Source organism: Chamaesiphon sp. (assembly GCF_041738855.1).
Lineage (GTDB): Bacteria > Cyanobacteriota > Cyanobacteriia > Cyanobacteriales > Chamaesiphonaceae > Chamaesiphon.
Map to the genome: position 1 here is coordinate 1 of NZ_JBGSPA010000007.1, position 13,019 is coordinate 13,019.

At 47.2% G+C, this 13,019-nt stretch carries 14 protein-coding genes; 5 read left to right on the forward strand and 9 right to left on the reverse strand.

What is annotated here, in order from left to right; translation table 11 throughout:
* Positions 1–224: 224 nt before the first annotated feature.
* A complete protein-coding gene (locus ACEW9I_RS01030) occupies positions 225–740 on the reverse strand; it encodes a gamma-glutamylcyclotransferase (RefSeq protein WP_373538519.1) in 516 nt (171 codons plus the stop codon).
* 254 nt (positions 741–994) lie between these two features.
* The gene (locus tag ACEW9I_RS01035) at positions 995–1,210 is read right to left on the reverse strand and encodes an NIL domain-containing protein (RefSeq protein WP_373538520.1); all 216 of its coding nucleotides are present in this window, start codon (positions 1,208–1,210) and stop codon (positions 995–997) included.
* 283 nt (positions 1,211–1,493) lie between these two features.
* Between ACEW9I_RS01035 and cysE the strand changes: the two genes are divergently transcribed.
* Positions 1,494–2,363 (forward strand): serine O-acetyltransferase, encoded by an 870-nt coding sequence (gene cysE / locus ACEW9I_RS01040; RefSeq protein WP_373538521.1) that lies wholly within the window; start codon positions 1,494–1,496, stop codon positions 2,361–2,363.
* 34 nt (positions 2,364–2,397) lie between these two features.
* Entirely contained in the window at positions 2,398–3,375 is a 978-nt protein-coding gene (gene cysK / locus ACEW9I_RS01045) for a cysteine synthase A (protein WP_373538522.1), read from the forward strand.
* Positions 3,376–3,495: 120 nt separating this feature from the next.
* On the opposite strand, the gene ACEW9I_RS01050 is transcribed toward cysK, so the two are convergent.
* The 5 genes from ACEW9I_RS01050 to ACEW9I_RS01070 form a co-directional block, all read right to left on the reverse strand.
* Positions 3,496–3,825, reverse strand: coding sequence for a 2Fe-2S iron-sulfur cluster-binding protein (locus ACEW9I_RS01050; RefSeq protein WP_373538523.1), 330 nt, complete (start codon positions 3,823–3,825; stop codon positions 3,496–3,498).
* Complete coding sequence (locus ACEW9I_RS01055; RefSeq protein WP_373538524.1) at positions 3,826–5,178, reverse strand: selenium-binding family protein; 1,353 nt, start codon at positions 5,176–5,178, stop codon at positions 3,826–3,828. It lies immediately after the preceding gene.
* 225 nt (positions 5,179–5,403) lie between these two features.
* Positions 5,404–6,474: a sulfate ABC transporter substrate-binding protein gene (locus tag ACEW9I_RS01060; protein ID WP_373538525.1), complete on the reverse strand. Its 1,071-nt coding sequence runs from the start codon at positions 6,472–6,474 to the stop codon at positions 5,404–5,406.
* 116 nt (positions 6,475–6,590) lie between these two features.
* Positions 6,591–7,415, reverse strand: a complete 825-nt coding sequence (locus ACEW9I_RS01065) for a DUF1361 domain-containing protein (RefSeq protein ID WP_373538526.1) — start codon at positions 7,413–7,415, stop codon at positions 6,591–6,593.
* A 125-nt stretch (positions 7,416–7,540) separates the two neighbouring features.
* Positions 7,541–8,965, reverse strand: coding sequence for a phosphatidylserine/phosphatidylglycerophosphate/cardiolipin synthase family protein (locus ACEW9I_RS01070; protein ID WP_373538527.1), 1,425 nt, complete (start codon positions 8,963–8,965; stop codon positions 7,541–7,543).
* 343 nt (positions 8,966–9,308) lie between these two features.
* Here ACEW9I_RS01070 and ACEW9I_RS01075 point away from each other — a divergent pair, with 343 nt between their 5' ends.
* Together ACEW9I_RS01075 and ACEW9I_RS01080 are read left to right on the forward strand one after the other, a co-directional pair.
* The gene (locus tag ACEW9I_RS01075) at positions 9,309–9,689 is read left to right on the forward strand and encodes a hypothetical protein (protein WP_373538528.1); all 381 of its coding nucleotides are present in this window, start codon (positions 9,309–9,311) and stop codon (positions 9,687–9,689) included.
* A gap of 406 nt (positions 9,690–10,095) precedes the next feature.
* The gene (locus ACEW9I_RS01080) at positions 10,096–11,265 is read left to right on the forward strand and encodes a cysteine desulfurase family protein (RefSeq protein ID WP_373538529.1); all 1,170 of its coding nucleotides are present in this window, start codon (positions 10,096–10,098) and stop codon (positions 11,263–11,265) included.
* A 100-nt stretch (positions 11,266–11,365) separates the two neighbouring features.
* On the opposite strand, the gene ACEW9I_RS01085 is transcribed toward ACEW9I_RS01080, so the two are convergent.
* Positions 11,366–12,178, reverse strand: a complete 813-nt coding sequence (locus ACEW9I_RS01085; RefSeq protein ID WP_373538530.1) for a glucose 1-dehydrogenase — start codon at positions 12,176–12,178, stop codon at positions 11,366–11,368.
* Positions 12,179–12,499: 321 nt separating this feature from the next.
* Here ACEW9I_RS01085 and ACEW9I_RS01090 point away from each other — a divergent pair, with 321 nt between their 5' ends.
* Complete coding sequence (locus tag ACEW9I_RS01090; protein WP_373538531.1) at positions 12,500–12,694, forward strand: hypothetical protein; 195 nt, start codon at positions 12,500–12,502, stop codon at positions 12,692–12,694.
* Positions 12,695–12,752: 58 nt separating this feature from the next.
* Here the strand turns inward: ACEW9I_RS01090 and ACEW9I_RS01095 are convergent, their stop codons facing one another.
* Positions 12,753–12,992 carry a hypothetical protein gene (locus ACEW9I_RS01095; protein WP_373538532.1) on the reverse strand — a complete coding sequence of 80 codons (240 nt, stop codon included), beginning with the start codon at positions 12,990–12,992 and terminating at the stop codon, positions 12,753–12,755.
* Positions 12,993–13,019: the final 27 nt, after the last annotated feature.

Sequence of the window (13,019 nt, forward strand, 5' to 3'; positions counted from 1 at the left end):
ACAGCACAGCGATTAAAATCGCCGCTAGTGCTGCAAAGTCCGCCTGTCTTGATGCGCTAAACCCTCGGGGAACCCGAGGAGCGCGCATCGCTACGCGGACTGAGATCTAGAGTGTCTTAACCGATGTGGCGACTGCTATAACTCTCGACGTGCCGACAATTTCTGAAATTTCTTGATGGGTTAATAATAGCTTGACTAAATGAATAATCTATCTAAACTTGGATCTAGGCAGCCGCCAAATCGCTGGGTTGCCTTTGTTGAAGTTGCTGGATATGTGCGTGGAGCTGATGGCGGTAAGCAGTAGGTAAATTACAGGTAGCTGCACCGCGCATCACAACTCCTGTATACCAGTCATTGGGGGGGTATTCCGTTGGCAATTTATCCACTACCACATAAGTCTTCACCTGAAAATAATGCCGATCTTGACACCGCACATTTACCAATTCATGGCGATAGCCACCTTGAGGTACATGTTCGCGCAGATCTAAAGCCGGAATTAGCCTAGCAGGTAGTCGATATAAGACTCCATGAACTGTTGAGTCCCGATCGGGTACGATGTCTAATGCCCCACAGTTGCGATGCTGGGCATAGTAATAAAAGCCAAATCGATAACCTGTCAGTGTTGCCATCCCAATGATATAAGGCTCGACATCTTCTTGCAATGTGCGCTGTAAATCTACATGGCACATGCACGAGCCATAGGCAAAGTAATAGCAAAGCTCTGGTTCCCTATTTATCATAATAGCGATCGAATCTGTAATTAATTACTCGATATTTCCTAACAATAAGCCCACCACATCAGTCGCTTCTTCAAATTTTTAAGAATCAAAAATTGACTAATACGGTGGTATTGTTAGTTAGTATTTATCGTTAATCGAGGATCTTTTGGATCGAGATCGGAACGATTTTTCAGATGAGATGCGGCACCCACATCAATTGCCACCAAACCATGAGAGAAAATTGTTACTCCTAACTGCTGGAGATCTTTTAGAGCCTATTCGATATCTTGCGGATGACCTTCTAAATTAAGATTAAACCAGCCACCGCCAGTAGCTTTGCGATCTAATACTGCTGCTTGAAAATTTACGATGAGATGATAGTTACTAATAAGTTTGGCTAGGACTGGCTCCTGATGTAGTTGCTGCGGAATATTAATATCGATCGATTGTAAAACTCTTGGTTGAGATGCGCTCAAGGATAGATTGGTCATTTAGATTCGCCTCTTTGCTCTAAATAGTTAGTAAACTTGTCTGTCAGTTGGGTCCGTTGGGTACGGTCTGTCACATTTCAATCTGTAATATAGTGGTGCCTTAGTGCGATCGTGGACGATCGCCAACAGTAAGACATCTACGGTAATATTATGGGCTTACAGTAGATTCATTTGCTATCTTAGCATGACCTGTGTTAAAGTCGATCGTAATAATAACGGTAAGTAGATAGGTAAATAGTAGTATTTACTCAAAACATGATTATTTCAGATAGGTAGATGTGATATGAATGATACCCAGCACCTAACCCAGACAAATCAGCACGATTATCCGCCGGAGCGGCTATGCCTAACGGCGGGCTGTCGCCAAGGAGCAGCCATAGCAATCGATCGGATTCAATCTAGAACTCCCACTAACCCGATCGAAGTCGCGATCGCCGATTGGCAAATTATTAAACAACGCGATCCAGCCGCCCGAAATTGGTTGGAAATCTTATGTTGCTATCCTGGTTTTCAGGCGATATCTTGCTACCGATTATTTCATTGGTTGTATTGTCTGGGCGTGCCCTTTTTGCCGCGATTTATGGCAAGTTTGAATCGATTTTTGACAGGGATTGAAATTCATCCTGGTGCCACAATTGGCAAAGGGGTATTTATCGACCACGGTACGGGAGTCGTAATTGGTGAAACTGCAATTATTGGCGATGGCGTGGTCATTTATCAAGGCGTAACACTCGGCGGTACTGGCAAAGAAACGGGTAAACGCCATCCCACCCTGGGCAATAATGTCTTGGTGGGGGCGGGAGCCAAGATTTTAGGTAATATTCAGATTGGCGATCGCACGAGCATCGGTGCGGGTGCGGTCGTGTTGAGAGATATTCCCAGCGATTGCACTGTTGTCGGTATTCCCGGACGCGTAATTCGCAATGGCAGTCGGACGATCGATACATCCCGAAATCAGGACAATTTACCCGATCTCGAAGCTGAAGTCATTAGTAAGTTATTCGATCGAATTAAGAGTTTAGAACAGCAAGTTCGAGATCTCCACGCTCGACTGCATCCGAATAGTGCAGAAGATGTCGAAAACTTTGGCGTTCAGGATGTAGCAGAAACCGATCGAGCGATCGAAGATTTCCTCTATGGTGCAGGAATTTAATTGGTAACAATAGTTTGAAAAAGAGAGAATAATTATGAAAATTGCTAAGAATATTACAGAATTAATCGGTAAAACTCCGTTAGTCAGACTCAATCGCATTCCCCAATCGGCAGGTTGCAAAGCAGAAATTTTAGTTAAATTGGAAGGGATGAACCCTGCCGCCTCAGTCAAAGATCGGATTGGGGCGAGCATGATTGCCGCCGCCGAAGCCGCAGGGCAGATCGTACCAGGCAAAAGCATCATTGTCGAACCAACTTCGGGGAACACCGGAATTGCCCTAGCAATGGTCGCAGCAGCTAAGGGTTATCGACTGATCCTAACGATGCCAGAAACCATGAGTTTGGAACGCCGCGCCATGCTCAAAGCCTACGGCGCACAGTTGGAATTAACTCCAGGAGCTGAGGGGATGAAGGGGGCAATTCGCCGCGCCGAGGAAATCGTCGCTGGATTGCCCAATGCTTTTATGCCTCAACAGTTTAACAATCCTGCTAACCCTCAAATTCACCGCGAAACTACCGCCGAAGAATTGTTGGCAGATACCGATGGCGCGATCGATATCATCGTCGGTGGGGTCGGTACTGGCGGCACGATTACGGGTATTGCCGAAGCGATCAAGCCCCGCAAACCGAGTTTCAAAGTTGTGGCTGTCGAACCGATGAATAGTCATGTCTTGTCTGGAGGTAAACCAGGAGCGCACAAAATTCAAGGAATCGGCGCGGGATTCGTACCACAGGTACTGCGGACAGATCTCATTGATGAGGTAATTCAGGTGACCGATGATGACAGCATTAACTTCGGTCGTCGGCTAGCCAGAGAGGAAGGGCTACTGTCGGGGATTTCAGCGGGAGCGGCTTTGTGGGCAGCGATTCAAATTGGCAAACGTCCAGAAAACGCTGATAAGCTCATTGTGTTCATTCAACCCAGTTTTGGTGAACGCTATCTCAGCACGGCGTTATTTCAAGATTTGCCAGATGTTGAGGTCGTTAAGTTGCCTTCGCTGGCTGGGGTGTGAGAAATGCCTACGATTGTGTCTTGACGCACTCGACCTGGATGGAACCTCCAGAACGCGCGTCGCAAATCGTGGCTAGTGATGCAAAGTCCGCCGAAGCTGGACTACTTTTTGTGTAAGACGTTAAAGATTAATCGCTCGACTTTTAAAAGGGTTGGGATACAAAGCCGCTTGACTTTCGATCCCAACTTCAAATTGACAATCAGATCGGGCATACGCCACGCACAATAACACGTATCCAGCGGCAATTTGGTCTGGCTTGAGACACCGTTCGGCAGATCGATCGACTTCGCCTGAGATTAATTTAGCAGCACACGTAATGCAAACGCCATCGCGGCAGCCAACGGGCAAGCGCAAGCCCGATGCTTCAATTGCCGTTAACATCTGGACATCGGGAGCGACATCAATTGCGATGCCGCCCCGATTTACCAACTCAACTCGATAGGTATCCATCTAGATCCAAATATCTGAAGTACAATCACCACCGGGATAGCGCATCTCATGTGCGCGCGCCGCACCTTTGGGTTCGCGCCCAAAATCGATGTAAAAATCTTCATTAATTGAGAGTCCACCCTTATCGAGATCGCAATCAATCTGTAGCATATAAGACCCAGTTTGATTCATGTCTGGATAAAATTGATTGTCCCAAGTGCTAAATAGCGAACTCGTGACATACAGCCGCTTGCCATCCAAGCTCAATTGCAGCATTTGAGGGCCACCCGATAGCTTGTGCCCTTTAATTTCGCCACCTTGCTCCAGCAAGCCGCCACACCAGACTTGCCCGACTAGTTGGGGACGGGCGGGATCGCTGATATCATACTGGCGAATGTCTCCATGTAACCAGTTTGAGAAATAGAGATAGCGATCGTCCATTGAGATTAATAAATCTGTAATCAGCGATGGGACGGGAAAATCCCAGCCTGCTAATTCGACCGCTGGCACATCGACAACTTTACTAACTTGCCAATCGTTGTTGTCTCGATGCCAGTGCCAAATATTACTACTCAAAGCCGCTCCAACATATCCATGCGTGCTATCGGGATTGTGAAGAAACCGGACTTCTAGCGGAATTAATCCCTCCGCACCCAAATCGACAGTTTGGATAACTTCCCGTTTTTGCCAGTCCCAAAAGTATAAATGTTGACCGTAATTGCCCGCCGAGACATCATTGAGATCGAAGCCTGGATAAAAGGTTTTGGGTGCTGCCCACTCGCTGCTAACCATCACATTGTGACGTGGCTGGTACCAGAAGTCATAGTTAAACTCGATCGCATTGGCTTGATGTTCCCACCGTCCAGTAATATCGAAGTTTTCATCTAGGAGCAAAAAACCACCTGGAGCATTACCCTCCGCGTCGCCGAGCATCGACACCATAATTTGACTGGTTGCGAGACAGTGAACGGTATGGGGAGCTGTCAAATTGGTTTTAGCCTTAATCTCTTCTGGTTCGATGACTTTGTGGATTTTGGGTGCTTTGCTATCGGCAGTATCGATGATATAAATCCGACTGGAGCGAATGCCGGGAATCACCAAGAATCGCCGTGATTTACTAGTATCATCGTGACAAGAGCTACAAGCATTCCAGCCAAAATGATGCAGTTCGTCACCGATATATGGCATCGGTAAACGGTGAATCACTTGGGAATACGTCGGCGATGCGGGATCGCTATCGATCGTGGCAAGATAGTCTGGCTCTTGGATGTCCGTACCCGTGTACAGCGCGATCGTATATAACAATTGCTCCCGCTCTGCTGTCATCGCTGCTTGCGGCGAGACATAACCAGGGCCACAACATTGATGTGCCATCTATTTATCCTCCAATTTACATTGCGGTGTGAATCGATTCTTCAGCGGAGAGGCTGTGCCTGTCTTGTCGCGTTCTATGCCGGAGGGAACCTCCGGCTCACGCGCCGCTACGGCAGGCTTTGCCAACACCAACGAGATCGGGGTTCAATTCTTCGCCAGGTGAGTCAGCCATCAGTTGGTCAGAGCAGATAAAGCGATCGTTAAAATTATCGATACCTTATTTAACTATTTTTTACCAGCTTGAATTTTGTCGTAAATACCGCCATCTTCAAAGAATTTCTGCTGAACATTATTCCAACCGCCATATTCCGCCACAGTACCCAATGTTTTTACTGGTGAGAAGCGGGGATCTGTCACCGTTGCGGCTGGACGGTAACCCAATTTCACAAATTCGGCTTGAGATTCAGGCGTGAAGAGATATTTGGCAAAGGCTTCGACGACTTCACGGTTGCCGTGTTTATCGACATTTTTATCGATAATGGCGACTGGAGTATCGATCGAGATATTTACATCTGGCACGACATAATCGAGTGCTTGACCTCTTTCTTTGGCAAAGATCGTCTCATTTTCATAGTTTAGTAACGCGTCTCCTTGTCCCTGCTTGGCGAAAGCATCAGTAGCTTCACGGGCATCTTTGGGCTGAACAACGACGTTTCTAAAGGCACTAGCGACCAACTCGGTTGCTTTAGCTTCATTTGCACCAGATTTGATGGCACTATTCCATAACGCTAGAACGTTCCACCGCGCGCCGCCGGATGTTTTGGGATCGGCTGTCACCCATTTGACATCGGGACGCGCCAAATCTGCAAAGGATTTTATTTGTTTGGGATTGCCTGGGCGGAGGACGATCGCGACCACACTCCGCGCGACAATGGCATTGTTGGGTAACTTTTTCGCCCAATCTTTCGCTACCAGGGCAGATTGGGCTATTTTGTCAACATCGCTACCCACCGCTAAATGCACGATATCCGCAGGTAATCCATCAATCACCGCACGGGTTTGAGAACCGGAACCACCATAAGTTTGTCTGAATGTGACTTTTTGGTTGTTTTCCTGCTGCCATTTAGTGACGAACTTTTTGATGATGACATCATGAGCAGCTTTGGGAATAGCATAGCCAACAAGGGTCACTTCGACATCTTTTTTCGGCTCTGTACCAGCCGGAGCATTACCTGCTGACGGTGAATCGCCAGCCTGACCGCAAGCAACTACAGCAAGGCTCAAACCCACACCGATAAATAATCCTGAGACCGATCTTGTCATCCGCTGGCTGCCGCTGGTGGCGTTGTCTTTCATATATCTACTGTATTTAGATCGGAATAGTGTTCAATCTCAAAACAATCTTAGCAACATCCAGCACATCGGTCAATAGAAATCGTTGGCGCAGCCCACCCGTCGCGCTCATCATCACCCTATGCTCGATAGACAGACGATCTCGCTCCCATCGGCTTACAAATCGCGTAGAGGAGCGCAATAATGGAGAACGTCAACAAAATCACCACCACGGGAAACTTACCAATCAACTCTTCTGGTAAAACACTGATAATTTTCTGGGGATGCGTCACTATATTCCAACTATTGAATCGCAGAAATCTACCGATATAAATTCCGATCGCACACAAGAAATGGAGACTTAATTCAGCGATATTTATATAGTTATCCAGATGAGATGTCATCAAATATCGTCCGACATTAATCAGTGAGAATACATAGGCAAACCACCCAACACCAATAAATATCAGATAAATTGGGACAACAACTAAAGTGATCGTCCAGGCAGAGTCGATCGCGCGAACAGCATCGTAAAAATGAATTACATCGGTCAAGATGTAAGGTGCGTTGGGTAAGATCGCCGTAAATAAGCATAACCCGATCCACCACAAGAGCGATCGATTTCGAGCTGGTGGTGACCGAAATCGCCGATCGACAGTTACTAATAACACGATCGAGCAGAGTGAAATTAAGGTTAAAATAGTGCTATCTTCCCACCAGACAGCAAGTGTCCTGACTAAAGATACTAATAAATCTCCATTATTGTATTTCTTGATACCGACAATGAAACTAATAGTTAGTAAAATATAAGTAACATTAGAAAACCAGCGCGATCGCGGCTGATAGAATAGCGAGAAACTCAAAACTAGTGGTACTAGTGCGAGAAAACTATTCCAGGCAATTCGCCCGATATCTTCAGAGATAACTTGAATAAGTAGATCTGTCCAGCTAGAAATTTGAGGCACGATCGTTTGACCTCCACAGCGGCTCTAATTTCGATGATAGCGGACTGCCGATCTCTCGCGATCGATAGTCTTCGCACGGATACTGGTGCGTTACGGTTTGAGCCTAACATACCCTACAGGCTGGGTTAGCAATGTTTTTGCTTGAGCCGAGCGGGAATGCCCATCACCGCGCGTTCGTAAAGTCTGTCGAACTCGCGATCGAAATGTGCCGCGACAGTGAGATTATCATGGACGATCAATAGAGTCTCATCATTGCGATAATTGGCAGCATTAGACCAATTGTGCGAACCTGTAATTACAGTATGGCGATCGATGACGGCAAACTTATGATGCAGCAGATCTCCCGTCGGTAAAGTCGGTACGCCAATTGTATCCAATGGTGGCGACGAACTTACAGCAGCTTGACAAATATTGCGACCATCCACACCCATGAGCGTCAAAGCCGAACTATAATCCCGATAAGCAAACTCGCGATCGATAATGCCGCGTACCTTGACACCCTGCTGAGACTGCGCTTGTACAACACTTGCCAATCCAGGCTCCGAAAAGACAAACAGAGCCAGATCGATTCGTTGTGAGCTACTACCGAGCAACTTAGCGATCGAGCCACTACTACTATCCTCCCATGCCAGTTGCTTGGAAGTCGGTGAAAATTGCACCCAGACGCGTGTTTTGCCGACTAGCACTTCAACTGCTGGACGCGCTGGTTTGCGCGCCTTAAATTGGCTAATTTGATTGACTGGGTTGCCATCTCCCCACATCAGATCGAACTCCGTCGCAAATGCGGCCGCTAATTGGCTACTCTCGATCTGGACCAGATTGTTTTGATTGCCCTCACTATCTGGATTGCCAAAATCGCCATAGATATCACTCATTGTCCAATTTGCCGACGTCACCATCACTTGACGTCCATCTATCACCATGAACTTATGGTGCATCAAACCACTGCCGCGCGAACCATCTGCCGTATCATCAACAATCGGGATTTTAGCAGTTCGCAAGATAGTTAGTGCATCGCGTTGACCGATTTCCGACTGAGTGAGAGTCCCATCACCATCGATATCTACCAATTTTTGAAATTCGCGATAGCGTTTCCCCTCCCGAGTTGTCAATCCATCCACATCAGCGACTGTCAATTCACTCAAGGAACGACTATAGTTGTGTTCCAAAATCACCCGTACCTTAATTCCTGCCTGCGATTTTGCTGCCAAAGCTTGGGCGATATTGGGCAATTGAAACTCTTGTACTGCTACATCGATCTGAGACTGTGCCGCATTGATGGCGGCAATTAACTTAGCGGCTAGATCTGTGCCTAGCCTATTTTTGGAGCGATAAGGTTCGGTAAATTCCGCGCTGCGATCGTGATTGAAATAAACTTGAATAGACTCATCTTGTGGTAATGGTGGTAACTTGGCTTGAGTTGCCGATGAGGAACGGAACCAGAACCAATATCCACAAAAAATGGCAATACCGACGCTCCCAAGAGCTAAACTAGATAGGAGAGAGGAGGATGATGTACCCAAAGCACTGTTAAATCGTCGAAATTTCACAGGAAAACTTAAAAACGATGAAGGATAAATAATAAGTTAATCGCTCGTTACGATGAATGCGACCATGATTTTGGGTAGTCTGAATATGCAGTCTGCACTTAATCGAGTGTATCATTCATTACTCAAGTATTTGACAATCGCTGTGGATCTGACGATTGACTTTTAAGATTGAAGATTGTTACTCTAGGGTACGGATTTGCTATACCAAGGCCAAATTGGTAACTAGATCGCCCGCCAGGTTAAATTGGTAGCATCGCCATCATTGTTTAAATTTCTATGCAGCTAATTTGTAACTGCTTAATTACCATTTTTACAAACTACATTAGATATCGAGGTATATATTATGAGCAGACGCCGAAAAATGTTCCAATGCGGTCATAAAGGCTACGGACAGATTTGTCACCGCTGTCTCCAAGAGGAAGTGGGTGAGAATGAAAAGAAAGAGAAAAAGCGTAGTTGGCATGATAGCTTTGCTTTCGATCCGATCGATCTAAAAAGCTTGCCATCGCATGTAGTTTTAAAAGCTAGAAATATTATTATCGGTTTACAAGATCGCAGGAACTATCGAGAGTTTGGTGGAAAAAGGCTACGCCATAATCGTCTAGTAATTAGCATCCCGGTGACTCGCAATTACCGAATGCTCTGTTTTGAGGAGGATGGTATTTTGCAACCGAAAGAAGTGTTATCACATGAAGATTACAATATCTGCAAGCCAGGTAGTTAACAGTTGACAGTTGACAGCGATTCGCGCTCGTCGGCTCTGCCGACGGTTTAGCAACCCAAATCACGCGGAGGTTCCCTCCGCATGTGTTTGGGTCAAGACAGCGAATCGAGAGAGCGAAGTTTTTAGGGTGGGGATGTGTCCCCGCCCTTGTCTTCAACAATCTACCCAAAGGTGGAAGATTTCAACCCCTGTTCTTCATTAGGGTGGTAGTAGGGTTTTCAACTAGTGGGTGAAGGTTGAGTAATATGATTGCATTAAGTGATGTTTAGTGCGATTATATTAGAGAATGGAAGCGCAAGAGAATTAAAACTTTTAGTTAAAGATCGCAATAGATTTTTATATTTATAATTAACAAGTATTCTTAATTTAAAATCAATTAAATGAAGCTAAATATTTATCATAGTCTATGCAGATTTATCTAGATCATAGTGCGACGACTCCTACTCGCACCGAAGCGATCGCCGCGATGCACGGAGTGATGACCGCAGCATGGGGCAACCCTTCGAGTATCCATCAATGGGGCGAACGGGCATCGACGGCGATCGAACAGGCGAGATTTCAAGTAGCAGCATTAATCACTGCCAATCCCGACGCGATCGCCTTTACATCGGGTGGAACTGAAGCCAATAATCAAGCAATCATGGGGGTGGCAAATTTGTACGATACCCCCCAACATTTAATCATTTCCAGTGTCGAACATTCATCAATTAGCGCACCTGTGAGCTGGTTGGAAAGTAGAGGATGGCAAGTAACTAGATTGCCCGTCGATCGATCGGGACGGGTCGATCCTGAAGATCTGGCGACCGCAATCCGTCCAAATACAGTACTAGTATCCATCATCTACGCCCAAAGTGAAGTCGGCACGATCCAACCGATCGCCGAACTAGCGGCGATCTGCAACCAGCACCAAGTTTGTTTCCATACTGATGCCGTCCAAGCTGCTGGCAAAATCGCGATCGACGTTCAAAAATTGGGGATCGATCTCCTCTCAATATCTAGTCACAAATTATATGGTCCACAGGGCGCAGGCGCACTCTACATTCGTCCAGGGTTGGCACTCGTTCCCCTCCTCGCTGGTGGTGGGCAAGAGCTGGGATGGCGATCTGGGACTCAAGCCGTGCCCCAAATTGCGGGTTTTGGCGTAGCAGCAGAATTAGCTAGTGAAGAATTGGTAGTAGAAAGTAGTAGATTAGTTGGGCTGCGCGATCGATTATTCGAGCTGCTAGCTGATTGCCCGTTACTCGTCCCGACTGGGGATCGCCACCACCGCCTCCCCCATCACCTCAGCTTTTGGCTCCAGATCCCGCGCTGCCATCCGATCGCACCCATTACTGGCAAAACGATCGTCCGCCAGCTCAATCTCGCTGGCATCGGTATCAGTTCTGGGGCTGCTTGTGCGAGTGGCAAACTGACTCCCAGCCCTGTCCTGCTGGCGATGGGGTATAGCCAAACTGATGCAGTAGGTGGAATTCGCCTCACGCTCGGTCGCAGTAACACTACGGCTGATATCGACTGGACAGCATTGGTATTGAAACAAATTCTCGATCGACTCACGCCGCAACTAGTCTGCGTTTAGAGAGTTGATAGTTGATAAGTAGGTAAGTGAAATTAAATATAAGATGTATGTAGGTTGGGTTGAGGCACGAAACCCAACAGCTACAATCTTTTGGCAATCCTCAACCATTTTCCGCAAATGCTGGATATAGCGTCATCCCACCGTCTACAAATAGCGTCGTCCCAGTGACATAATCGGAGTCATCCGAAGCTAGCCAGACTGCCGCTCTGCCGATGTCATCGACATTACCGATCCGTTTGGCGGGAATGAGTTGAAGTAACTTGGCGGCGGCGGCGGGGCTATCCCAAGCCGATTGATTGATGGGAGTAGCGATCGCGCCAGGAGCGATACTATTGATACGGATTTTGTGCGGTGCGAGTTCTTGAGCGATCGTCCGCATCAGCAGATCGACCCCGCCCTTACTGGCGGCATAATTGACGTGCCCCGCCCACGGGATGACTTGGTGAACGGAAGACATGCAGATAATCTTCCCTGCTGCGCTGGAAATATCCGGCTGCACCCCCCGCCGCAAGAACTCCTTGGCAGCTTCGCGCGCGCACAAAAATTGTCCGGTGAGATTGGTCTCAATTACCTTGTTCCAATCGTCGAGACTCATCTCGACAAAGGCAGCGTCTTTTTGGATGCCCGAATTGTTGACTAAAATATCGATCGTCCCAAAGCGATCGCACATCTGGCCGAACATGGCTTGCACTTCCTCTTCTCGACCGACATTTGCTTGAATCGCGAAGGCTTCGCCGTGGGCGGCTTCGATCTGGGCGACGATTTGATGGGCGGCGTCAGCGTCAGAAAGATAATTGACCACAACCGCTGCACCACATGCGGCTAAATGCAGGGCAATCCCAGCACCGATGCCAGAACTACCACCCGTTACCAGTGCTTTTTGACCTGCCAGAAGAGTAGAAGAGTAGCTCATATTAGTAATTTGGTGAAGATCTCGCTATTGACTGTGATGTGTGCCCATCGATCGCCGCCAGAAGCGATCGACTATAAATATAGCAGAGCGGATGTGCGCGCATCGATCGGATCTCATTGGGACAGCTACTCACTTCCAGCGCGGCGGCTACCTTCACGGGCGACTACCGAGAGTAGGCTCGGCCTATGAATGCGGTCTGAGCCAAAAAGATCGCGTTAGAATATGGAGATTGCAGCATCTTCCAGGCAGATCGCCATCTGGATATTTGCGAAAACCGGAGCATGTTCGCTGTAGATATCGATAAGATTAGGAGAAAATCACATGACTTTTACCTCAATTGCATCTAAATCGACTCACGATCTGACAGTTCTCGACTCAGTTAAACTTTCTAAGATTTCGGTGGCTGGTTCACTGCTAGCGATCGCTGGTATGACAGTGTTACAAAATTTACTCTGGATGTCCGCATCAGCTCCCGCCGAGATCCCCACCCGCCATCAACAAGTAACTACTAAATAGCCTCTATTCACAGTAAAGGTGGGCACTCGCTCACCTTTTCCGAGCTTCTGGATTTTTGCTACCGCCGTGAGTGACAAACCATAACGGCAATTGTCGCAAGCAATAGCGGTAATCCCAACCCAAAATAAGCTAAATATCCCCACAAAGCCCATACCCACCGCTCGGAGACAGGGATATATTCTAGGTTTGGAGAGTTATCATACCAGTACGGGTTCATCCACACTTCGAGATAGGAGATCGCATAGATGATAACCGCATAAGAGATCGTAGCTACAATAATTTGCTGGCGCAGAGTCATTTGATGAGCTAGTTGGTAATCGATCGA

Excerpts from the sequence above, each read along its gene's own strand:
- ACEW9I_RS01030 (WP_373538519.1), bottom strand. The coding sequence starts at position 740 with ATGATAAATAGGGAACCAGAGCTTTGCTATTACTTTGCCTATGGCTCG.
- ACEW9I_RS01035 (WP_373538520.1), bottom strand. The coding sequence starts at position 1,210 with ATGACCAATCTATCCTTGAGCGCATCTCAACCAAGAGTTTTACAATCG.
- cysE (WP_373538521.1), top strand. The coding sequence starts at position 1,494 with ATGAATGATACCCAGCACCTAACCCAGACAAATCAGCACGATTATCCG.
- cysK (WP_373538522.1), top strand. The coding sequence starts at position 2,398 with ATGAAAATTGCTAAGAATATTACAGAATTAATCGGTAAAACTCCGTTA.
- ACEW9I_RS01050 (WP_373538523.1), bottom strand. The coding sequence starts at position 3,825 with ATGGATACCTATCGAGTTGAGTTGGTAAATCGGGGCGGCATCGCAATT.
- ACEW9I_RS01055 (WP_373538524.1), bottom strand. The coding sequence starts at position 5,178 with ATGGCACATCAATGTTGTGGCCCTGGTTATGTCTCGCCGCAAGCAGCG.
- ACEW9I_RS01060 (WP_373538525.1), bottom strand. The coding sequence starts at position 6,474 with ATGAAAGACAACGCCACCAGCGGCAGCCAGCGGATGACAAGATCGGTC.
- ACEW9I_RS01075 (WP_373538528.1), top strand. The coding sequence starts at position 9,309 with ATGAGCAGACGCCGAAAAATGTTCCAATGCGGTCATAAAGGCTACGGA.
- ACEW9I_RS01080 (WP_373538529.1), top strand. The coding sequence starts at position 10,096 with ATGCAGATTTATCTAGATCATAGTGCGACGACTCCTACTCGCACCGAA.
- ACEW9I_RS01085 (WP_373538530.1), bottom strand. The coding sequence starts at position 12,178 with ATGAGCTACTCTTCTACTCTTCTGGCAGGTCAAAAAGCACTGGTAACG.
- ACEW9I_RS01090 (WP_373538531.1), top strand. The coding sequence starts at position 12,500 with ATGACTTTTACCTCAATTGCATCTAAATCGACTCACGATCTGACAGTT.
- ACEW9I_RS01095 (WP_373538532.1), bottom strand. The coding sequence starts at position 12,992 with ATGACTCTGCGCCAGCAAATTATTGTAGCTACGATCTCTTATGCGGTT.